23 protein-coding genes are annotated in these 23,111 nt (G+C 45.5%); 14 read left to right on the top strand and 9 right to left on the bottom strand.

Features of this window, described 5'->3' with window-relative positions:
* The first annotated feature begins 3 nt into the window (after window positions 1–3).
* From holA to CSH92_RS08095, 13 genes are all read left to right on the top strand, one after another.
* The gene (gene holA / locus CSH92_RS08155) at window positions 4–1,023 is read left to right on the top strand and encodes a DNA polymerase III subunit delta (RefSeq protein ID WP_100657116.1); all 1,020 of its coding nucleotides are present in this window, start codon (window positions 4–6) and stop codon (window positions 1,021–1,023) included.
* Window positions 1,020–1,673 (top strand): nicotinate-nucleotide adenylyltransferase, encoded by a 654-nt coding sequence (gene nadD, locus CSH92_RS08150; protein WP_100657115.1) that lies wholly within the window; start codon window positions 1,020–1,022, stop codon window positions 1,671–1,673. The genes holA and nadD overlap by 4 nt, the downstream gene beginning before the upstream one ends.
* A 24-nt stretch (window positions 1,674–1,697) precedes the next feature.
* Window positions 1,698–2,015, top strand: a complete 318-nt coding sequence (gene rsfS, locus CSH92_RS08145) for a ribosome silencing factor (RefSeq protein ID WP_100657114.1) — start codon at window positions 1,698–1,700, stop codon at window positions 2,013–2,015.
* Window positions 2,016–2,486, top strand: a complete 471-nt coding sequence (rlmH, locus tag CSH92_RS08140) for a 23S rRNA (pseudouridine(1915)-N(3))-methyltransferase RlmH (protein ID WP_100657113.1) — start codon at window positions 2,016–2,018, stop codon at window positions 2,484–2,486. It abuts the gene before it with no gap.
* 2 nt (window positions 2,487–2,488) lie between these two features.
* Entirely contained in the window at window positions 2,489–4,393 is a 1,905-nt protein-coding gene (gene mrdA, locus CSH92_RS08135) for a penicillin-binding protein 2 (RefSeq protein ID WP_100657112.1), read from the top strand.
* Window positions 4,390–5,505: a rod shape-determining protein RodA gene (gene rodA / locus CSH92_RS08130; protein WP_100657111.1), complete on the top strand. Its 1,116-nt coding sequence runs from the start codon at window positions 4,390–4,392 to the stop codon at window positions 5,503–5,505. Before mrdA ends, rodA begins: the two co-directional genes overlap by 4 nt.
* Entirely contained in the window at window positions 5,505–6,377 is an 873-nt protein-coding gene (locus tag CSH92_RS17315; RefSeq protein ID WP_100657110.1) for a septal ring lytic transglycosylase RlpA family protein, read from the top strand. Before rodA ends, CSH92_RS17315 begins: the two co-directional genes overlap by 1 nt.
* Window positions 6,378–6,555: 178 nt before the next feature.
* Window positions 6,556–7,716 carry a serine hydrolase gene (locus CSH92_RS08120; protein ID WP_100657109.1) on the top strand — a complete coding sequence of 387 codons (1,161 nt, stop codon included), beginning with the start codon at window positions 6,556–6,558 and terminating at the stop codon, window positions 7,714–7,716.
* 32 nt (window positions 7,717–7,748) lie between these two features.
* The gene (gene ybeD / locus CSH92_RS08115) at window positions 7,749–8,012 is read left to right on the top strand and encodes a DUF493 family protein YbeD (RefSeq protein WP_100657108.1); all 264 of its coding nucleotides are present in this window, start codon (window positions 7,749–7,751) and stop codon (window positions 8,010–8,012) included.
* 3 nt (window positions 8,013–8,015) lie between these two features.
* Entirely contained in the window at window positions 8,016–8,678 is a 663-nt protein-coding gene (gene lipB / locus CSH92_RS08110) for a lipoyl(octanoyl) transferase LipB (RefSeq protein ID WP_100657107.1), read from the top strand.
* Window positions 8,671–9,633, top strand: coding sequence for a lipoyl synthase (gene lipA, locus CSH92_RS08105; RefSeq protein ID WP_100657106.1), 963 nt, complete (start codon window positions 8,671–8,673; stop codon window positions 9,631–9,633). Before lipB ends, lipA begins: the two co-directional genes overlap by 8 nt.
* Window positions 9,634–9,703: 70 nt before the next feature.
* Window positions 9,704–10,708, top strand: coding sequence for an asparaginase (gene ansA / locus CSH92_RS08100; RefSeq protein WP_100657105.1), 1,005 nt, complete (start codon window positions 9,704–9,706; stop codon window positions 10,706–10,708).
* 205 nt (window positions 10,709–10,913) lie between these two features.
* Window positions 10,914–11,747: a class I SAM-dependent methyltransferase gene (locus CSH92_RS08095; RefSeq protein WP_100657104.1), complete on the top strand. Its 834-nt coding sequence runs from the start codon at window positions 10,914–10,916 to the stop codon at window positions 11,745–11,747.
* 16 nt (window positions 11,748–11,763) lie between these two features.
* Here CSH92_RS08095 and CSH92_RS08090 read toward each other — a convergent pair whose 3' ends face one another.
* From CSH92_RS08090 to CSH92_RS08055, 8 genes are all read right to left on the bottom strand, one after another.
* Complete coding sequence (locus CSH92_RS08090; protein ID WP_240612762.1) at window positions 11,764–11,982, bottom strand: hypothetical protein; 219 nt, start codon at window positions 11,980–11,982, stop codon at window positions 11,764–11,766.
* Between the two features lie 2 nt (window positions 11,983–11,984).
* Window positions 11,985–14,765, bottom strand: coding sequence for a DUF349 domain-containing protein (locus CSH92_RS08085; protein WP_100657103.1), 2,781 nt, complete (start codon window positions 14,763–14,765; stop codon window positions 11,985–11,987).
* A complete protein-coding gene (locus CSH92_RS08080) occupies window positions 14,755–15,042 on the bottom strand; it encodes a YeaC family protein (protein WP_100657102.1) in 288 nt (95 codons plus the stop codon). Before CSH92_RS08080 ends, CSH92_RS08085 begins: the two co-directional genes overlap by 11 nt.
* Window positions 15,043–15,050: 8 nt before the next feature.
* Window positions 15,051–15,377, bottom strand: a complete 327-nt coding sequence (locus CSH92_RS08075) for a zinc ribbon domain-containing protein (RefSeq protein WP_100657101.1) — start codon at window positions 15,375–15,377, stop codon at window positions 15,051–15,053.
* A 152-nt stretch (window positions 15,378–15,529) separates the two neighbouring features.
* Window positions 15,530–17,191 (bottom strand): alanine/glycine:cation symporter family protein, encoded by a 1,662-nt coding sequence (locus tag CSH92_RS08070; protein ID WP_100657100.1) that lies wholly within the window; start codon window positions 17,189–17,191, stop codon window positions 15,530–15,532.
* Window positions 17,192–17,237: 46 nt separating this feature from the next.
* Window positions 17,238–18,365: a M14 family metallopeptidase gene (locus CSH92_RS08065; protein ID WP_100657482.1), complete on the bottom strand. Its 1,128-nt coding sequence runs from the start codon at window positions 18,363–18,365 to the stop codon at window positions 17,238–17,240.
* 82 nt (window positions 18,366–18,447) lie between these two features.
* The gene (locus CSH92_RS08060; RefSeq protein WP_100657099.1) at window positions 18,448–18,963 is read right to left on the bottom strand and encodes a redoxin domain-containing protein; all 516 of its coding nucleotides are present in this window, start codon (window positions 18,961–18,963) and stop codon (window positions 18,448–18,450) included.
* 114 nt (window positions 18,964–19,077) lie between these two features.
* On the bottom strand, window positions 19,078–20,535 hold the full coding sequence (locus CSH92_RS08055) for a glyceraldehyde-3-phosphate dehydrogenase (protein WP_100657098.1): 1,458 nt from the start codon (window positions 20,533–20,535) through the stop codon (window positions 19,078–19,080).
* Between the two features lie 146 nt (window positions 20,536–20,681).
* Between CSH92_RS08055 and CSH92_RS08050 the strand changes: the two genes are divergently transcribed.
* Complete coding sequence (locus CSH92_RS08050) at window positions 20,682–21,548, top strand: DUF2989 domain-containing protein (RefSeq protein WP_100657097.1); 867 nt, start codon at window positions 20,682–20,684, stop codon at window positions 21,546–21,548.
* A gap of 92 nt (window positions 21,549–21,640) precedes the next feature.
* On the opposite strand, the gene glgC is transcribed toward CSH92_RS08050, so the two are convergent.
* Window positions 21,641–22,861, bottom strand: coding sequence for a glucose-1-phosphate adenylyltransferase (gene glgC, locus CSH92_RS08045; protein WP_100657096.1), 1,221 nt, complete (start codon window positions 22,859–22,861; stop codon window positions 21,641–21,643).
* Window positions 22,862–23,111: the final 250 nt, after the last annotated feature.

Below are 23,111 nucleotides of genomic sequence, written 5' to 3'. Positions count from 1 at the left end.
CAGATGCAAGTCTATCCCGATCGATTCAACCCCCAAATCCAACAGTCATTACCTAGCATCATTTTACTGTTTGGAGATGAGCCACAGCAAAAACTGGAGTGCATTGACCAGTTACGCGCGACAGCTTTGGCTCAGGGCTTCAATGAACGTCAAACGCTAGTTGCTGACACTGAGTTTGATTGGTCGCAGCTTGCCCAAGCAACTCAATCGATGTCGCTGTTTGCTGATCGCCAATATATAGAGCTGGAAATTCCTACGGGAAAGCCAGGCACAACTGGCAGCAAAGCATTGGTTGAAATAGCCAGCTCTGAACTCACCGATGTTTTATTACTGATCCATGGCGGTAAAGTTGGCAAAGATGTACAAAATGCCAAATGGTTTAAAGCATGCCTGCAACACGGCTTTTACACCCCATGCTTTCCGCAAGAAGGGCAGCGTTTGCAACAATGGATCCGCCAATGCTTGCAGAAAAACCAACTACAAGCTGAGCCAGAAGCGATTGCTCTATTGGCCGATAATTGCGAAGGTAACTTACTAGCGGCGCGCCAAGAAATTGAAAAGTTATCGCTGCTCTACCCCAACGCGCAGTTATCGCGTGAACAGGTAGCAACAGCTACGGTCGACCAGTCTCGTTTCAATGTCTTTCAACTAGTTGATGGACTTTTGAATGGCGACATTCAACGTGCCATCAAAATCCTCTATCGACTAGAGAGCGAAGGTGTAGAACCCAATATTATTATTTGGGCATTGATCCGCGAATGGCAAACACTTTGGGCACTAAAACAAGAACAACAAGCCGGGCAGCAACCCGCCTGGCAAAAACATCGAATATGGCAGAATCGACAGGGATTATATGGTGCCGCGCTAGCCCGCTTGAGTAGTGCTGATCTGCAGCAGATGCAGCAAAAATTAGCGGTAGCGGACTTGCAGTTCAAACAGACTAGTGTCAGCAAACCCTATGTCACACTGTGTCATTTGTGTTTGTTGTTTCTACCTGCGGCATTAACTTCGTATCCATTATGAACACCGATCAAGCACCACTTGCGTTATTCGGTGGCAGTTTCAATCCACCGCATTACGGGCATATTTATCCATTGATCAGTGCTGCAAACGAATTTGATTTGCAGCGCATTCACTTGCTACCAACGCCTAACCCAGCGCATAAGAAAATCATCGGTGCTTCTTTTCAGCAACGGGTCGAAATGCTCGACTTAGTGTGCAATGAATTCCCCTTATTTACCGTTGATTTGATCGAAAGTCAGTTGCCTTCGCCGTCGTACACGATTCAAACACTACGTCATTTGAGAGCGCAAGAAGGCGCACGCAGTATCGTATTTATTATGGGTCAGGATTCATTGCATTCTATTGACCAATGGCATCAATGGGATGCGATCATTGAGTTATGTAATATCTTGGTATTGCCGCGCCAAGATTGCACAGCCGAACCCTCTGAGCGAATAACGCAGTGGATCACTGTGCACCATCAAAGCGACAAACAACAATTGCATACCGCGACACATGGGCAGCTATTTTTTGCAGAAAGCCCCATTACAGAGGTATCATCTACAGCAATTCGCAACATGCTTACGCAATCTGATAGCGGTGACGGGATTCAGCAAATGCTTCCGCGCAACGTTTACCAGTATTGTCTGCGTCATAACTTATATAACTAACGCTTAACTGTGATAGGAGAAAACTTGGACCACACAGAACTCGTTCAATTTGTTAAAGACAAAATTGATGATATGAAAGGCCGCGATCTAATCGAACTCGATGTATCAGGCAAATCCAGTATTACCGATACCTTGATTATATGTTCGGGCAATTCAAAGCGACACGTGATATCAATCGCCGAGAATGTAACCCTCGCTTGTAAACAAGAGGGCAACCCCGCACTCAGCATTGAAGGTAAAGACACCGGAGAGTGGGTTCTGGTTGATTTGGGCGATGTTGTCGTTCACGTAATGCAGGACGAAACCCGCGATTTCTATCAGCTAGAGAAGCTCTGGAGCTAAATGCGCATTCAGATCATTGCGGTTGGGAACAAGATGCCCAAATGGGTGTCGGAAGGATGTAATGAGTATTTACGTCGGTTTCCACCGGATATGCCCGTCACTTTTACCGAAATCCCCCCAGGGAAGCGTGGTAAGAACGCCGATATTCCGCGGATCCTCGAAAAAGAAGGTGAATTAATGCTTAAAGCCGCGGGTAAGAGCACACGGGTAATAGCACTGGCCGTCACTGGCAAAAACTGGAGTACCGGTCAGTTGGCGCAAAATCTGACCGATTGGCAATTAGACGGTCGCGATGTAAGTTTGTTAATCGGCGGGCCTGAGGGCTTATCGCCTGCATGTACACAGGCGGCTGAGCAACAATGGTCACTTTCCGCGCTAACTTTGCCCCATCCAATGGTTAGGGTCATTCTTGCAGAATCATTGTATCGCGCTTGGAGCGTTAATAATAACCATCCCTATCACCGAGAGTAGCAGTGCCGATTAAGCGTCAAACCATTCGTGACCATACCGCTGAGGCGAACCTTTTTACGCGTCGCTCGGTAGTTGCGTTAATCATGATAGCCGCCTTGATTGGCATAGTGATAAGCAATCTTTATCACTTGCAAGTCACGCAATTTGAAGACTATCAAACGCGCTCAAATGGAAATCGTATTAAAGTTTTGCCGGTGGCTCCCAATCGCGGTCTTATCCTCGATCGCAATGGTATTATTCTGGCAGAAAATGTACCTGTTTTTAGTTTAGAGGTGATCCCTGAACAAGTCGAAGATATCGATAAAATGTTGGCTGAAGTTAAAGCCATCATTACGATTACTGATGAACAAGTCGAAGATTTCAAGAAGAATTTAAAGAGCCAACGACGCTTTAAGCCCGTTGCTCTGAAAACTCGTCTCGACCAAGATGAGGTCGCGAAATTTTCAGTTCATCAACATCGCTTTGACGGTGTTAGTATTAACGCCAGATTGGCGCGACATTACCCCTTCGGTGCCGCGTTAACACATGCTCTGGGATATGTTGCCAAGATTAATAAAAACGATCTGAATAAACTCACTGAGTCGGGTCAAGCAGCGAACTATGATGCGACACATGATATCGGCAAACTAGGGATTGAACGCTTTTATGAAGAGCGTTTACATGGCCAAGTGGGTTATCAACAAGTTGAAGTCAATAATCAGGGAAGAATATTACGTACACTTGACTTTCAACCTCCGATTCCCGGTGAAGATTTGGTGTTAAATTTGGACTTGGAGTTACAACTCGAGGTTCAACGACTGGTCGGAAACCGCCGCGCAGCAGTGATTGTAACTGAGCCTAAGACCGGTGCAATTCTTAGCCTTTACTCAAACCCAAGTTATGATCCTAATATGTTTGTGCATGGGATCAGCAGTCGCAATTATAACGCTCTGCTCAACTCGCGAGCACGTCCTTTGATAAACCGTGCCACGCAGGGCCAATACCCGCCGGCGTCGACAATTAAGCCCCACCTAGCGTTAGTCGGATTAGAGCGTGAAGTTATTGATAGTGAGACCGTCATGAAAGATTATGGTCGTTATCGTATCGATAATGTTGACCATGTTTGGCGAGACTGGAAACGCGGCGGCCATGGCGAAGTCGACGTGATAAAAGCAGTGGAAGTTTCCTGTGACACGTTTTTTTACGATTTAGCCTATAACCTCGGTATCGATGCCATCAGTGAGTCAATGAGTGAGTTCGGCTTCGGTGATTATACCGGAATAGATATTCATGAAGAAGCTGACGGAAACATGCCCTCGCGGGGTTGGAAACGAGCCCAAATGAATGAGGCTTGGTATATTGGTGACACCATTCCCGTTGGCATCGGGCAAGGCTTTTGGACTGCAACCCCGATTCAAATTAACGCATCAGTAAATATGTTGATCAATCACGGTGAGAAAGTTCTCCCACAACTATTACGCGGTGTAAGTACCTCAGAAGGTCTACAACTGGAAGGGCTAAAAACAGCGCGCCCAATCGACGTAATCAACGACAGTCATTGGGATATGGCACTTGATTCAATGTATGGCACTGTTAACCGGGAACATGGTACCGCGCGCACAGCTTTTGCAAAAACCCGCTATGTATCAGCTGGCAAGACAGGTACCGCACAGCTTTTTACCGTAGGGCAAGACGAAGAGTATGAAGAAGAAAATGTTGCGTTGCACCTCCGCGATAATGCGATGTACATAGGCTACGCGCCCTATGACAGCCCAGAGATTTCGGTTACGGTTGTGCTCGAAAATGCCGGTGGCGGAAGCAGTAATGCAGCACCATTAGCGCGCCAAATTATGGACTTTTATTTTCGTAATCACGAGTTTGCCCAACCTACCGAGGTTGCTGCCAACGAAGCGGTCAATATACAATGATCCGAACTCCAATAAATCCAAACAAAACCAGCCTCTTGCAGCGCCTGCATATTGATGGCGTATTACTCCTCGGTTTACTTGTGCTGATGGCGGTTGGTTTAGTTACTATTTATTCGGCTGGCGGCCAAGATCCAGCCCTCATCCAACGTCAGCTTATTCGTCTTGGCCTTGCTCTGTTCGTGATGTTTTGTTTGGCACAAATCCCACCGATGATGTATCGGGGAATGGCCATATACTTCTACACCGTTGGCTTACTGATGCTAGTTGGCGTACTGCTGTTCGGGGTTGTTGGGAAAGGTGCGCAGCGTTGGCTAGATCTCGGTTTTATGCGCTTTCAGCCGTCAGAAATCATGAAACTGGCAGTGCCAATGATGGTCGCTTGGTATATCAGTAAATTTACCCTGCCCCCGCGCACCTATCAAATTGTTGTTGGTTTTATCATGGTTGCTATCCCGACAGTATTGATAGCCAAACAACCTGATTTAGGTACGTCTTTGCTGATCGCAAGCTCTGGAATTTTTGCGCTATTTCTCGCTGGCATGACATGGAAGTTAATCACTATCGTATCCGCGTTAGCCGGCGCTTTTATGCCAATCATGTGGTTTTTCTTGATGCAGGATTACCAAAAACAACGAGTACTCACATTCTTAAATCCGGAAAGTGATCCACTTGGCTCCGGCTACCATATCATTCAATCGAAAATTGCTATCGGCTCAGGTGGTATAGAGGGCAAAGGTTGGTTACAAGGCACCCAATCGCAATTAGAGTTCTTACCGGAACGCCATACTGATTTTATTTTTGCCGTTTTCAGCGAGGAATTTGGCCTGTTTGGCGTACTCGGTTTACTCGGGATCTATGCGTTTATCGTATTACGCGGTATGTGGATCGCCGTGCGCGCCCAAGATGCATTTAGTAAATTATTAGCTGGCGCTATCACCCTTACTTTCTTCGTTTATGTTTTTGTGAATATGGGAATGGTTTCTGGCTTGCTACCTGTGGTTGGTGTGCCGTTGCCGCTGGTAAGTTATGGCGGCACATCCATGGTGACACTGCTCGCAGGTTTTGGCATTCTAATGGCTATAAGTACTCAGGCAAGATTATTATCGCGCTAATGAAAAACACGGTTTTATACACAGCAACGCTTCTACTTTCATTGCTTGTTCTGCAAGGTTGCCAATATGGTGGTCGTTACTCGCAGCGCCATGACTCTGCCCCAACCCATGTTCCTTCATCTATTGCGCGAGAAAGCGCAATTCCTCACTACGAGCCCTATCGGGAATGGAACAGTCGCCCTTACACAGTGTTGGGCAAGCGTTATTATCCTCTGCAGACAGGTAAGGGTTTTACTCAATCAGGCTACGCGTCGTGGTATGGACAAAAATTTCATGGCCATCTGACGTCTAATGGTGAAGTGTATGATATGTATGGAATGACTGCGGCTCACAAAACGTTGCCTTTGCCTTCGTTTGTAAGAGTGACGAACCGCGCCAACGGCAAACAAGTTATCGTACGGGTGAATGATCGCGGCCCATTCCACCAAGATCGGATCATCGATTTGTCATTTGCAGCGGCAAAAAAACTCGATTTTTTAAAAACGGGGACAGCAAAAGTCGACTTGGAAGTAATCCATTTTGATGAGCAAAATCGGGTTACTGTCGGAAATGGCCCGACCGTGAGTTATGCCGAGTATGCAGGGATCAGTATTCCTCCGCCACAAGAAGAAAACACCGGTACGGAAACAACCAACAATTCGGTTCAGCCAGGGGTGTACATCCAAGTCGCTGCGCTAAGCGATGAGCGCAAGATTCAAAGAATTTCTGACGATTTAACCCTACGTTATCAAGTACCTACACTTACCTTAAATCAGGATAGTGTAATTCGCTTGCGTCTAGGGCCTATTTCAAATCAGCATCTGGCCGAATTACTACTAGATGAACTGCGCTCAACCGGATTCCCGGAGGCATTTAGTATCTCGGCCCCCTAACCGCGATGTAAAATCTGACATTACACTAAACACTGCTAAACTTTTCATAATTTTTATGGTCTTAGCCTAGTCCCACGGTGGCGTTTTACGATACTATTACGATTGTTCGTTTTGCTAAACGTTGCGCTAATTCAAAGGGTCCATTCCCTAAAACCATAACTAAAAAAACGGTAGTTTCATGCTTTCAAAATTACGTTATTTTTCGGCTGCTTTCTTCATTTCGCTGACGCCATTATCGCAAGCTGCGGTAGTCATTCCTCCGCCACCATCGGTAGCGGCAGAAGGTCACTTATTAATCGATCCGGCTACGGATACAGTGATTACTGAACAAAACGCCGACATGCGTCTAGCGCCAGCCAGTTTAACCAAGATTATGACGGTGTATGTGATTGGCAAAGAAATTCAAGCCGGTAACATTGCCCTTACCGATAAAGTGAAAATTTCAGAAAATGCGTGGGCAAAGAATTTTCCTGACTCTTCAAAAATGTTTATTGAAGTTGGTACCGAAGTTTCTGTGTCTGATTTGCTACGCGGTATCATGGTGCAATCAGGTAATGACGCCTGCGTGGCGATGGCGGAACACGTTGCTGGTAGCGAGAGCGCCTTTGCCAACATGATGAATGCCCATGCCATTAACCTTGGTATGACTGGTACTAATTTCGTTAACAGTCATGGTTTACACGATGCTGACCACTACACTACACCACGTGACATGGCTGTCCTCTCTGCAGCACTCATTAATGAAGTGCCAGACATGTATGCGATTTATAGCGAGAAAGAATTTACCTATAACAACATTAAACAATATAACCGCAACAGCTTATTGTGGGACAAAAGCCTAAATGTCGACGGTATTAAAACAGGCCATACATCGGATGCTGGCTACAGTCTGATTACCTCAGCCACACAAGGTGATATGCGCTTGATTTCCGTGGTTATGGGCACCGATAGTGAACGGTCGCGCAAAGAAGAAAACAAGAAGCTATTGCGTTATGGTTTCCGTTTTTACGAGACTGTGACCCCCTACGACGCTGGTACCAGTTTCGTCGCTCACCGTATATTTATGGGTGATCGTGAAACTGTAGACTTGGGAATTAATCAATCGACCCCAATTACCATCCCACGCGGACAGGTTAAGAACCTAGAAGCCAACTTCGTGCTCGACCAGAAATTAGAAGCTCCACTCGCCAAAGGCGAAGTGGTGGGTAAACTATTTATTCAGCTGGACGGCGAAGACATTGCCGAGTATCCACTGGTGGCATTGCATGAAGTCAATGAAGGTGGATTTTTTGACCGTGCGGTAGACTACATTAAGTTACAGCTCGGTTTTGATAGTTAATAACGCAGATAGCGATAACGCAGGAGTAGACCGTGGACACCCGGTTTGATGAATTATTAGATTTTCCGTGCTACCAAACCTTCAAAGTCATGGGGGTAGCGGACGAGAGTTTACCCGCGGTAGTGATCAATCGACTGCAACAACTCGCACCAGGCGATTATGCGCCGAAGGTAAAGCCAAGCAGCAAAGGGAATTATCACTCCTTGTCGTTGAGTGTAAAGGTAACCAGTAAAGACCATATGGAAACCATTTACACAGAACTCTCAAAGTTAGAATTGGTGCGCGTCGTACTATAATTTATGACAGATAATCGTGGTATTCCTGGATTGATTGTGCGGCAACTAGGGCGTCAGCCTTATTTGCCGATCTGGCAGCGAATGCAGACGTTCACTGACCAACGTAACGAGCATACCCAAGACGAAGTATGGGTACTTGAGCATGCCCCTGTATTCACCCAAGGACAAGCGGGTAAAGACGAGCATATCTTAATGCCTGGAGACATTCCTGTTGTCCCCGTTGATCGCGGCGGTCAAGTAACTTACCACGGCCCTGGGCAAATTATGCTGTACTGTTTGATTGATATTAAACGCGCTAAATTAGGCGTTAGGCATTTAGTAACCGCACTGGAACAATGTGTGGTTAACTTGCTTGCAGCGCACGAAATTCAAGCCTATGCCAAAGCTGATGCTCCGGGAGTCTACGTCGACCAGAAAAAAATCTGTTCCGTTGGCCTACGTATTCGCAAGGGTTGTTCCTTTCACGGTTTAGCGCTAAATGTGAATATGGATTTAGCCCCGTTTCAGCGTATTAACCCGTGTGGCTATGCGGGCTTAGAAATGGTAGATTGTGCCCGTTTAAATGGTCCAGATTCGGTGGCTAACGTAGCCATTCCTCTAGTACAGCATTTTGGTGCACTTATTGGCGTGCATTCCTATGATTATATAGAAGGTTTTGATGAGTAACGTTAAACCCAAAGCAGGAGTGAAACTCCGCGATGACGAAAAAGTAAAGCATATTCCAATCACCATCGTGCCAACTGAAAAAGAGCAGATGTTGCGCAAGCCTGATTGGATTAAAATCAAGCTCCCACGCACCACTGATCGCATAGACCATATTAAGCAAACACTGCGTAAGAATAAGCTCCACTCGGTATGCGAAGAAGCGAGCTGCCCTAACCTTGCTGAATGTTTTAATCATGGCACCGCTACTTTTATGATTTTGGGAGATATCTGCACTCGCCGTTGTCCTTTTTGCGATGTTGCTCACGGCAAGCCATTACCACCGTCCGCAGAAGAACCACTGAAACTCGCAACTACTATCAAAGAGATGGGGTTGCGCTATGTGGTAATCACTTCGGTCGACAGAGATGACCTACGTGATGGTGGTGCGCAACATTTCGTCGACTGTATAAACGCGATACGCGAACATTCTCCAGCGACTACGATTGAAGTACTGGTTCCTGACTTCAGAGGCCGCATGGACCGTGCATTAGAAATCTTCAAACAGGGCGTGCCAGACGTGTTCAATCACAATCTGGAAACCATACCGCGACTTTATCGAGAATGTCGCCCCGGTGCTAACTATCAATGGTCACTCGATTTATTGAAGAAGTTCAAAGCACAACACCCTGAAATCCCTACTAAATCAGGTTTAATGATGGGCATGGGTGAAAACAACGAAGAGATTCAAACCGTACTCGATGATTTGCGAGCGCACGATGTAGATATGTTAACACTGGGTCAGTATCTGCAACCCAGTAAACATCACTACCCGGTCAAACGCTACGTACCGCCACAAGAGTTTGATGACCTCGGCGACTATGCAAAGTCGATTGGATTCTCACACGCGGCTTGTGGTCCGATGGTGCGCTCAAGCTATCACGCCGATAAACAAGCAGCTGGCGAAGAAGTTAAGTAATTATGTTTCGGATTGACTGAGGGTTTAAACACAGCTCTCAGTTGCGCCTTTAAACTACAGGGTGGCTCATATGCGTAAAAAGATTTACATCGCCTATACTGGCGGGACGATTGGTATGCGCCCTTCTGCCCGCGGATATGTTCCAGCCCCAGGTTTTTTGACCGAAACACTTGCCGGCATGCCCGAATTTAATCGCAGTGAAATGCCGGAGTTTCATATTCACGAATATGAAAACTTGATTGATTCTTCCGACATGACGCCCGCTGATTGGCAGAAAATGGCTGATGATATCGCCGCGCATTATGATCAATACGACGGTTTTATCATCTTGCATGGCACTGACACTATGGCGTACACCGCATCAGCTCTTAGTTTCATGTTTGCTGGATTAAGTAAACCGGTCATTGTTACAGGGTCACAGATACCCCTAGCGGAACTGCGTTCTGACGGGCAGGAAAATTTACTTAATGCCTTATATATTGCAGCCAATTTCCCCATCCCCGAAGTCACCCTGTTTTTTAATAATAAACTGTTACGCGGCAATCGCGCACGCAAAGTCGATGCCAACGGTTTCGATGCGTTTGAATCACCAAACTACCCCATCCTTATTAATGCAGGGATCAAGATCCAAGTAACCCAACAGCACCGCTCGGCCCCGTTAGATAACACCCTCAGCGTTAAACAGATATTTCCACAACCGATTGGACTGATCAGCTTATATCCCGGTATTTCTGCAGACGTCATCCAGAATATCCTACAACAGCCGGTTAAAGCTCTTATTTTACTCAGTTACGGTGTTGGCAATGCACCGCAATCAGAAGCCATACTTGACCCCTTGAGATTTGCCCGCGAGCAGGGAATTGTAGTGGTTAACTGCACGCAGTGTGCGCGTGGCAAAGTTGATATGAGTGGCTACGCTAACGGTCATGTTTTGAGTGAACTGGGCGTTGTTTCGGGCTCAGATATGACGCCAGAGGCTGCATTAGCAAAATTGCATTTCTTGTTGTCGCAGGGCTACGATTACGATGCCACTCGCCAGCTTATGCAACAGGATCTGTGCGGCGAACTTAGCTAAGCTCTGCTAAATATGCACTCTCACCTCGACGTTAGTTTTATCCCATTAACTCTGGGATAAGTGAGCGAAATACTGTGATAGATAGCAAATCTTACTCTCGCTATTTAGCTGAACTAAACTACGCTATATTGGTATTAATTCATTTACCAACTTCGTAGCGGGAAGTACCAAGTTAATACCGCTACACTTACTAAGGACCCCCCCTATGCGAAAATCAGGGTTAATCTTAATCGCAGCTCTATTAACGCCAGCGGTATGTGCTGACACGCCAACCTTATTCGACATTGTTGAGTCTCGACCTCTTGAGGTTAAGGCTCGTGATACGGCGAGAAATCCGGTTGAAACCTTACAATTTTTTAAGCTTGAGCCTGGTATGACAGTCGCTGAAGCGCTTCCCGGTGGTGGTTGGTATACGCAGATTATTGCGCCATATGTGGGCGAGAAAGGACGCGTTTATGGGATCAATTATAATGATGACATGTGGGCCCGTTTTGGCTTTTTCTCGGCAGAAGCCATAGCGGAACAAATCGCGTTAACAGCCAAATTTACAGGCATGGTTAGCGCCTACCCCAATGCGCCATTTGACGTGCAAGCATTCACCTTTGCAACCACACCAGAAGCATTACAGGGCACTGCTGATAGAGTATTATTTATTCGCGCATTGCATAATTTAAATCGGTTTGAAGAAGAGGCTGGCACCTTAACGGAAGCACTAGGCACGGCGTATGATCTACTCAAAGAAGGTGGCATGGTTGGCGTAGTCCAGCATCGAGCGCCAGAAGAAAACAGTGATAAATGGGCAGACGGTAGTGCCGGCTATCTAAAACAATCTCAATTGATAGCCAGCTTTGAAGCCGCTGGATTTACCTTTGTACAAAGCAGTGAGATCAATGCTAATCCTAAAGACAAGCCAACTGAATCTGACATGGTTTGGCGCTTGCCACCCACTTATTTTGGTGTGCAGGATGATCCGAATAAAAAAGCCAGCGTTGATGCGATAGGCGAATCTGATCGCATGACCTTACTATTTAAGAAGTAAAGCGATAGCGAGCGCTTCACAGCGCTCGTCCATCCATCCTGGCCGCTAATGAGTCGAGTCTCGATAAGGTATCATCAAAGCTGCTGTTAGCAGGCTTATAGGTTACCTTCACGTGAGCAGCATCTCTGCCATATTCAGCACGCAAATGGTCTTGCTGCCAGTTCTTCACTGTATTTAAAAAGCGATAGGCCACTGGTTCACTGACAAAACTAAATTCTATACTTTCTGTCACCATCACTAAATCTTCTCCGCTTGCATTATTGCCACCTGCATGCGATCCAGTAATGGCTTTTGATCCGCAAGAATCGGGCCCTTCGCTAACCAACCCGACCATAATTCTTCACTACTCGGCGTGTGCCCATTCTGTAGTTTGGTTTGCAATAGCAATAATTGCTGAGCTTCGCGATCATTCTGACAGGATTGAGGAGAACTCAGCCCCTGAATTATTTCTAATTGTAAGGTCAGCGCGGCACGATCATAGCCCGTTGTATAATCGCTGTCGGCAACCTTAAACGGCAAATCCTTAAGCGTCTCTGGTGCAATGTCGCTCCCTACAATAGACGTCAGTTGCTCAAAAACAGTATGCACAATTTTTGAGTTTTGGACTGTCTGATGTTTTTTCCAACAGACATCGATGTCATCTTCAGCCTGTGTCAGAAGTTTTTGCAAGGCTTTTCTATGTCCAGACAATTCAAGCTCTTCGCTCACTTGCTGTGACAGTTCACGCAATTGTTGATGGAATTGTTCTGCGCGCTTAGAAGTCATTGGTTCCGTTGCAAATGTTTCTGCTATCGCTTTAATTCGCTGTTGCAATTCGTGAAAGCGCTGCTCAGCTAGATTTTTACTTTCTGTTTTGCGTTGTCGCAAACCTGCAAACGCTTGGTCATTGCACTGCCTAAACGCCGTCCACAGTTTTTGATCAGTGCCTTTTCCGGCATACCCTGATAACTTCCACTGTTCTTGCAAGTCTTGCAACTGTGCTGCGCTATCGGCAGGCAATGTCGCCAGAATACTTTGCGCTTGCTCGAGTAATAGTTGTTTGCGCTTGGCATTGTCTTTTTCGAATTCACGCACGCGGGCGGCCAACGGTGCACATAGTTTTTTAAAGCGCCGCGACATTGTTTGCCAATCTGAGCGCTCCAACTCGCCGAGTTCAAACCATGACTGACGGATACGATTGTAAGCTTGAGATAACGTTACATCGTCAGACTCAGCATCCAGCTGAGTTAACTCTTGCAGCAAAGAATCAGCGTGTTGCTTATTCGCCGCACGCACCTGTGCTTGCTGTTGATAAAACTCTCGGCAGGGGTTAAATGCTGCTTCTGCTGCCTGCTCAAATGCCTCGGCAATTTCTTGATCGAGTACAACATCGCCCAGAGAACGCCAGTTGGCGCGTATGGCCGCGACCTGTTGCTTGCGTTTATTTATGTCAATATCTGTAGCGGCTGCTAACTGTTGCATTTGCGTGAGAAGCTCAGGCCGCTTAGGCACGGCCACGTACGCTTGCCAATCATTCAGTTTTTCTGCTTCAGTACTAAGCTGTTCAAATTGACGCGTAAGGTGTTTTTTTTGCGGCTCTGACAACTGCTTGAAACGTTCTTTTACTTGCGTATAAATAGCCAGTGCTGGCTTAAACTTACCCTGCTCAATAAGTGCCAGAGCTGTGCGGATTTTATTCCGACAAAAACGCTGATTGTCGCCTTGAAGCTTCTCATATTCAGCTATTTCAGCCTGCCACTTTGCCGCCAACGAGCGCCAATCCTGCAATATTTCATCGGGTAAAGAATTAATTATCCGCTTCAATTGCTGTTTAACATTCCTCTCTAATTCACGAAAAGCAATAACTTGCTCTGACGTAAGAGAATCTTTCTGTTCTGGGTCGTGCTGCTCGATAAATAACGACAATGCGGCTCTGATCGCATTTATCCCAGCAATATCAGACTTAATGGCGTTGATATTATCATGGCTCTTGGTTAGGTTTTGGTGCACTTGCTTTACTGGATATAGGGCGGCATTCAAAGTTGCAAAAGTATCCAGTTGGTGTTGGATTTGCGTTTGCACCGCTTGTATATCCTGTACTTGCAATTGTTCAAGGCTCTGCACTATGTGTTGCTCAGCAAGCACTACTAAACGTTCAGCTTGTGTACACCACTCTTCTGCAGCCGCTGCTTGTTGTGCAGCCTGCTGTTGCGCATCAATTAATGGTTTAATTCTGCTATATATGCCATCCAAACGAGCTTCAATTTTAGCTAGCTTAGTGCGCATTAATTCAGCCTGCTCTGAAGCCAACGCAGCAAGCTCTGGCAATACAGTATCAATACTCACTCGCAGAGTATTGCGTTTATCTTGCCACGTTAGGTAATCATCATCTTCAGCGAGAGCTTGTAGCTTGGCAAGATCCAACTTTAACTGTTGTTGCAACTCCAGTGGCCGCTTGGCCCGCTCTTCCAATAAAGTAATTCGCGCGGATATTACCTGTTGCATGTTGGGCGCTACTTGCTTACGCAACTTAATTAACATTGCTTGGTTATCAATGTTGTCTAAGAGCTGTTCGAGCACTGCCACTTCGGTCACCTGCGCTAGCACATTGCGGGTAAATTGACTGTCATTTATCCGCCCTAGCACTAACTGCAATAGCGCTGGATCTTGTGCAGGCCATACGGCTTGCTCAAGTACTGCACGTAATATCGTTGGATCTTGAATTTCACTTAAATTCGCTTTTTGTTGCTTTACAGATTGCGCCGAAGTCGGTGCAGATAAAGCTTCAATCACTCGTTGTTGAGCGGCTTTCTTAATCTGTTTATCAACCGCAATCTGGGACATCTTGAGCCACAAATCAAAGCTGTCTAAACGTGTTAATGCAGCCAGGCTAACGCGTGGCTCAGCGTCATTGAATGCGAGTTCGTGTAACTGACTCTTATGTTCTTGTTTAGACGGGTCAAGGTTGGCGATTGCAGCGAACCTTACATTGGGATCAGGGTGCGCCGTTTTGGGCGTAAACAGACGACTAAATATCATGCTTTTTAAACCGTGCAATTAAAGATTCTTGTGCCATCTTGAGCTCATTCTTAAGTTCCTGACGGGATTTCTGTACTATTTCACCGTCTGCCCCTATCGTCATATGCTCGCCTGATTGTTCAACTTTAGCCTGATAAATCATCACAGCCTGTAATAGTAATTCTCGCTGATGCGGCTCTAAGGCGGCACCGTCAAACCATTTCCCCGTTTCAACTAAACCTTTGATGCGGGCGTACATATCGGGCGTTAAAGCAGCAAGTAATTGTTCTAGTTGCATAAATTTATTTACGAAAAACGTTTTAAGATAACCAGTCTGGCGCGATTGATTAAATACCAAACAAAGCCGACAACTGAGCAGCCAACAGCGATATTCTGCTGTAAATCCGTCGGTTGTTGCCCCCCCCAATACCAGAGACCAAATCCAGAAACGAACAGCAACATGGCCAGCATTGATTGATTCTGCAAACTTTGTCGTTTGTTAAAACGCTGCATCTGTTGCTTGCGCAAAATATCCTCTTCACTTGCGTTACCGATAGCGAAATCACAATGGGGACAGCTTTTTGCTTTATCAGAAATTTTCTTATTACAAGATGGACAGTCTATTAATGCCATTTTCGACTCCTCTTCTTTCAGTTGCAGCAACTCTACATGCTGCTAATACGCTCATCGCGTGCAAACAGTTCGCGCAAATCACGATAAAACGATGGATACCATAAAAGAAAGGCACCAGTTGCACACTGATGCCCACGTTAGAAAAGCGACGCTTACTTTTTACCGTTACGTTGCCAGTAATCGTTAACGGTTTCTTTCATCTCTTTGCGCAGTAGCATAATACCAAAAAGGTTAGGTAACGTCATAACCACAATCGCCACTGCAGATAATGCCCATACCAAGGTGGTATCTGAAAAAGATGCCCAGATAAAGCCAGCGACATAAATAACCCGGTACGGCATCACTGAGCGAGGACCTAACAGATAGGTCATTGCTCTATCACCGTAGTACGACCAGGCAATTGCAGTTGAGAACGCAAACAGCAGTAGCCCAACAGAAACGATGTACTGACCAAAATCGCCAAAGAAACCGCGCGTAAAGGCAATCGCTGTCAACGGCGCTGAATGCACCAAAGATTTACCAGACACCTGCAAATTCTCACGTTCAGGCTTGCCATCGACTATTTCCAGCATACCGCTGAATAGATCTTCGTCGTTAACTCGGAACTCAACATCTTCTGCAATAGAGCGTGAATTAATTAACGTGTAGCCGCCAGAGACTGCAACACCATTGACGACCGAAATTTGCCCGTTAAACGCCGTCACTGCATTACCATCAACATCATTTAAATAGCGATATAGTTTATCCACACTAGCTGCGTCGCTTTCAGCGAATTCACCGGCGACAAAAAGCATATCTGAACGATCAAAGATGTTTTCATGCTTCTCCTTCCAGACACCTGAGGACAAGATAACGAGGCCAGTTATAGTACAAATAATAATAGTGTCGATGAAAGGCTCTAAAATCGAGACCATGCCTTCAGACACAGGCTCTTTTGTCTTGGCTGCTGCGTGTGCAATAGGAGCAGAACCTTGTCCAGCTTCGTTTGAAAACAGCCCTCGGTTTACGCCACGGTTGAAAGCATACGCTAAAGTCGCTCCCAAGAAGCCCCCGGCTGCCGCTGAGCCAGTAAAGGCATCGCCAATAACAGCGACAAACGCTGGACCAATATTCTCTACATTGGCAAAAATAACCGCAAAGGCACCAACCAGATAAATGACAGCCATTATAGGTACGATACGCGCAGTCACCGCAGCAATCCGTTGGATCCCCCCAAGAATGACCAAGGCCAACAAAATACCTAGGGTCCAGCCGACAATGTATGCGTCAATGCCAAACGTCGACTCAATACTGGTTGCAATACCATTACTTTGCGGCAGGTTACCCGTACCAAAAGAACTGATCACTGTGGCAATTGCGAAAGCAACCGCTAACCATTTCATGTTTAGACGGCGATCCATGTAATACATGGGGCCACCCGCCATAGTGCCGTCTTCAGTTTTGACCCGATATTTGTGTGATAACGTGACCTCAACAAACTTGGTAGTCATCCCCAAAAATGCGGTCGCCCACATCCAAAACAATGCTGCTGGTCCACCCAAGAAGATTGCAAATGCAACACCTGAGATATTCCCTGTACCAACAGTACCGGATAAGGCTGTAGTTAACGCTCTGAAGTGACTGGTATCACCCGGATCTGACGCTTTGTCATATTTGCCGGTAATAACCTTGCAGGCGTGTTTGAAATAACGAATTTGTGGGAATTTTAAGTAAATAGTAAAAAATAAACCCACACCTAGGAGCACATAGGGAAACCAAAAGGCACCACCCAGCAATCCATCTAAATCAACGAGAAAATTATACAAGCCTTCCAAGGAAATCCCCTTTTATTGTTATTGTTGTGGTTAATGCTCGCAAAGGTTACCCCAGTTCTTTAATAACTGCACGTATTGCGACCAAGATATCTTCACCCAATTGCATACTGCGTTGTGGCGACCAGCCGTAGGCAGGATCAGGTACATTCGCATTATCTTTGAATGGCATCTCAAACGTTAAGCCCATGCAGTTAAAGCGTTGTGCAACCGCATTTGATGCAATGGAAAGATCGGCTTTGCCCGGCTCGTCTTTTGGGTAGCCATGTTCCACTTGAAATTCAGGTGTTACCGCCAAAAGCGTATTACGGAACGTATCCTCTAAGCCTTGCATGCGCGCATCAAAATTCGGGATCCCTTCACTTCCTGCCACAAAATTATAAGGCAGCGCCTCATCACCATGAAGGTCGAGATACATGTCTACCCCTGTGGCCTGCATTTCCTGCAACACATAAAATACTTCCGGGCTGCGCTCTAAGGTCGGCTCAGCCCATTCGCGATTAAGGTTTGCTCCAACAGCATTGGTGCGCAAGTGACCACGCGCAGCGCCATCAGGGTTCATATTTGGTACTAAGTAGAACACAGCATCTTGCAACAGGGCGCGGGCTAATCCATCTTGTTCATCGAGCAAACGTGTCAATAGTCCTTCGGCGCACCACTGGGCCATAGTCTCACCCGGATGTTGACGTGCCGTAATCCAAACACGCTTTTTATTTTCTGCCGGCTCACCAATGATCAACAATGACATATCGCGCCCATCTAGGGTTTGACCTAACAACTTATGACTGCAGTCTAACGAGGTTTGCGCGTGCGCAATCAGGTCAAGGTGTCGCTCGTAACTGTAGGGAGCAAAGTAAGCGAAATAAATAGTGGCATGCTCTGGAGTAAAATCGACGCGCAGTCGCTCGCCGTCGAAGCTTGATTCAATTCGAAACCATTCATCACGATCATAACTGGCAACAATGTCATAGCCCTGCCATCCATCCGGGTAGGCTGATGATTTTAATTCGTTGATTGTCAGTGTGTGTTGTACATAGGGGGTGGAGTGTAGGCGGAAATGGAACCATTGAAAAAAGTCTGATTGATTGTCTTTGCGAATGCGTAGTTGAATATCCGTCGGAGAATCAGCGCTAACGACTTCAATATTACCGCTGTCAAAATTTGCAGAAATTTGCATGACACGTCCGTTTATTTGCCAAAACACTAGTTTAAACGGCAAGCCCCCATTCACTCAATAGCAATTCGTCTTAGTGAAGAGTTTATCTATCCTCCGTGTTAAAAACTTGACGTAATTTTAAGCCTAAAGCGGTGCTGTACCCTTGTGTGCCAGCGACTACCTCATGTGATTTATTAATAACATAGTAGGTTGGATATGCCTTTATTCCAAACTCTCGCTGTAAAGCACGATCACCCAGTAATATAGGAGCGTCTATCTCATGCTTTTGCACAAACTCTGCAACGTCTTCCACATGCGGATAATCAAGTGCAACGCGCACTACCGCGACTTTATCCGAGTCGATGTAATCCAGATTACCAATACTCAAATGACAAACTTGACACCAAGGAGCAAAAAAATAAATTAGTGTTGGTTTATCGTTCGCTAATAGGGATAGCTCTTCTCCATCCAGTGACACCAAGGCCCGATTTTCAATCACAACAGTACCATCAGTGGCGACTAGATCTCGCTCTTGCCACTGTAAAACAACAAAGATGATCAATCCGCCCAACAGAATATCGCGCAACCACACCGTCCATTTTTGCCCTGCTATTCTCATGAAGAATCCGACTCGCTATAACTAGATGATTAACTAAGACCGCTAAACTTACCGAATGATTCCCAGCGATACAAAAACGCCCGCATAAAGCGGGCGTTTTTATTAATTCAGGGATTATTTACGCATATCCGCTGGAATGGTAGGAAAATCTAACCCCGCCATATCACGCACAACACGCATAACCTGACAACTGTAACCGAACTCGTTGTCATACCAAACATACAGGGTAACTCGGTTATCTGCGACAATAGTAGCCTGACTGTCTACAACCGCTGCAGCACGCGCACCAACTAAATCAGTTGATACAATTTCTTTTGATGCGGTGTAATCGATTTGATGCTGTAACGGTGAAAACAACGCCGTGTCACGCAAAAATTCGTTAATAGCAACCTTGTCAGTTGGCTTATTCAAGTTGAGATTAAGAATGGCCATAGACACATTCGGTGTCGGTACACGGATCGCATTACCGGTTAGCTTGCCAGCTAATTGTGGGTAGGCTTTAGCAACGGCTTTAGCCGCTCCCGTTTCGGTAATAACCATGTTCAAAGGTGCACTTCGACCGCGGCGTTCAGCTTTGTGATAATTATCGATCAGATTTTGGTCGTTAGTATACGAGTGCACGGTTTCAACGTGACCACTGATAATGCCATATTCTTCATCAATGGCTTTCAATACTGGTGTTATTGCGTTAGTGGTACAACTTGCCGCACTGAGGATATTATCACAGGCTTCTATATCAGTATGGTTAACACCGTGCACAATGTTTTTGATATCACCTTTACCCGGCGCAGTTAATATAGCCTTCGCTGCCCCTTTGGCTTTTAAATGCAAACCTAAGCCATCGCGGTCACGCCAAATACCGGTGTTATCAATAATAATCGCGTTGTTAATACCGTATTGAGTGTAATCGACTTCGTCTGGACTATTCGCATAGATCACTTGGATATATGAACCATTAGCTTTGATGGCTTTGCGCTCTTCATCGATAGTTATGCTGCCATTAAAAGGTCCGTGCACAGAATCACGGCGCAATAAACTTGCGCGCTTCTCTAAGTCACCATCGCGACCACCACGCACTACAATCGCACGCAGGCGCAATTTATTGCTTTTACCCTGTCGTTCAATCATCAAACGTGCAAGCAGTCGACCAATACGACCAAAACCATAGAGCACGACATCTTGTGGTGTTTGCTCATCGCTACGGTCGACAACGTCAACTAATGCGTCACGCAAATAGGCGTCTAAATCAGTTTTATCTACTGCGCTGCCGTAATGGAAGTCAAAAGCCAATTTACCGATATCAATTTGCGCAGGTGCTAGCTGCATTTTGCTTAGCGCTTCAAGGATAGGCCAACTCTCGCGCAGTCTAAGTTTAACGCCTTCGTGCAAACGTACCGTGCGGTGCGCTTTAATCACATCAATTGCACTGGCATTAAGCAGTGGACGACCATAAATAGAAATTTCAACCGCATTGTTGCGATACATTTTGCCAATTAACGGCAGCATCATCTCTGCGTATTCTTGGCGTTCCTGCCAACTAGATTGTAACTCTTGCTCGAATTGTTGATTCATGCCCCACCTAGAAAGTAATCATTCGCTATACTTAACGCAACGCTGATGCGAGTGTATTGATTCCAATGTTTTAGAACATTAGGCTACACTAATTATCAACGATAACGCCCTCACTCAAATCGGGCGGTATTGTAAAGAAGCATTTGATGAACGCCAAATTGTTGAAAAATTTCAATTTTTCATTCTTAGTTGAGGGGAACACTATTTTTTTTCGTTATTTTTCCACAATTTTACTGTTGCTTTTTGCTCTATTGATCGGTGGTTGTGAAAAGTTCACTAGCAAAACTGTTGCCCAAATGTGTAGCGAAGAGCCCGACATATGCAATGATCTAAATCCTGACGCTTGGTGTCGCGCCGAGAAAGCTGACATTATTAAACACCGCTATCAGCAGGCTGAGCCACCTACCCATGCGCAACAATATCAACTCATTTTGTTTTTTGAAGATTATCAAGACTGCATAAGCAAAGCTGCACAGATCCGACATAAGCAACTGCGGGAAAAAGAAACGGGCCGAATGAAGGGCTTATTAACTGCCCAAAACGAGCTCAAACGTTTGGCTTATGAAACGCGCAATATTGATGACCCCTACCTTAGCTATTACCAATGGTCACGCCATGGTCATGACGATGCGCTTGCTCGCTTTCTTCGCTTCGAGCGTAATGGCGAACTCAATACCGCTCCTTTACAAGTGGGACTTGCCAGTTATCATGCCAAACGTGATACCGGCAAAGCGATAAATGCTCTGTATACCGCACTGTCACTGTACACCGAGGAAGAAGCCATCGATCCAGAAATATTTACCTCTCTTTACACCTTGCATCAGCAACGCGGAGAGAGTGAAATGGCAGTGGTTTTTGCCCTTATAGCCAAGGAATATGACAAAAATGATGTTGATCTAGCAACATTGCAACGGCTAGCAAGTGATGCCGGTTTAGATTTTGATTATTTGCAGAAACGCGCCGGTAGCATTCACGGTGCAATTGAAGCCCGAGAGTTTTCATTCTCCTCATAATTGAAATTAAATTTCATTTTTGCGTATCAAAATATTGACATATTTTGGCTATTTAGCAGATTTATTTGCTCAGAAATGTCAATTCAACAAAATTAACTAACTTCAAAACCCTTCGGAATTACCACTATACCGCTTTCACTGATGGTCAAACCTCGCTTTCGATCCAAATCAGCGTCAAACCCAATTTCGACACCGTCAGCAATATAAACATTTTTATCAACAATGACGCGCCTGAGTTTGCAGTTTTCGCCAACATGGGCCTTTCCTAAAAAAATACAATTTCGAAGTTCAGCTCTTGCGCCAACTTGCACGCCAAATCCTAGAACACATTCAATAATTGACGCAGCAATGATTTGACAACCAGCAGATAATATCGAGTTCACAATAGTCGCCGTATTTCCCTGTGGATCATTCAAGACCTTCACAGCTGGCGATGGCGGGGAGTAGGATCGCATTGGCCACTTTGGATTAACCAAATCCAACCCAACGTTTTGTTGTAATAAATCCATATGCGATTGCCAAAAAGTTTCCAACGTTCCAACATCTCGCCAATAGGGTGCACCTTCCTCACCTCTTATAACATTATTAGAAAAATCATAAACATATACGCGATTATTGGCGAAAACTTTGGGGATAATATCGCCACCAAAATCATGGGAAGAATCACTATCTTGGGCATCTTGATCTAACACTGTATATAGAAACTGAGTTTCAAATACATAGTTCCCCATGGAAACCAACGCCATTTTGGGTTGACCTGGAATAGGTTTCGGATCCGTCGGTTTTTCCACAAATCCTATCATGCGGAATTCACTATCAACCTCTATTACACCAAATCGACAAGCTTCTTCAATTGGCATCCGAGTCGCACAAACTGTCAACTCAGCCTGTTTCGCTTCATGATAATCCACCATCTCACGCACGTTCATTTTATAAACATGATCGCCCCCAAAAACACATACATTGTCAGGATGATGTAAACCAATGAATTTACTATTTTGATAAATCGCATCAGCAGTCCCTTCATACCAATGCTTTCCCATTCTCATTTGCGCAGGAACAGTCTGAATAAAATTGTCGGTAACCCCCGATAAATGCCAAGCTTGTCCCATATGAATACTTAGTGATTGGGACTTGAATTGGGTCAAAACATAAATTTTGAGGAAATCAGAATTGACAAAATTGTTTAACGCAAAATCAATGATCCGCATATTTCCGGCAAACGGCACCGCAGGTTTACTCCGCGAATTCGTAAGCGGATGAAGGCGTTTACCCTCGCCTCCGGCTAGTATCATTGCTAGAGTTCTAGACATAATTGGTAACTCAACTTTTCCTGCTTAATAACAGAGTATCAGAAGGCTTCAGTTACGGGACTAGAGAATGCGTAAAACTAGATTCAGATCAAATCCTATAAGCAGAATCGACTTATTCGTCTGATTAGTAAATCCATAACTAGACAAACATGACGCCAGAGGCACTAACTTACTCGCCTTTTTAGAACAACTGGATTCCCAAATCCACCTAAGTAGTCCTAACGCTTTATTTGTTCATATTTCACTTCTA

Source organism: Neoalteromonas flava, assembly GCF_002807685.1.
Taxonomy (GTDB): domain Bacteria; phylum Pseudomonadota; class Gammaproteobacteria; order Enterobacterales; family Alteromonadaceae; genus Alteromonas_E; species Alteromonas_E flava.
Note: the sequence above shows the minus strand (reverse complement) of the source record. Positions and strands in the feature narration are given on the sequence as shown.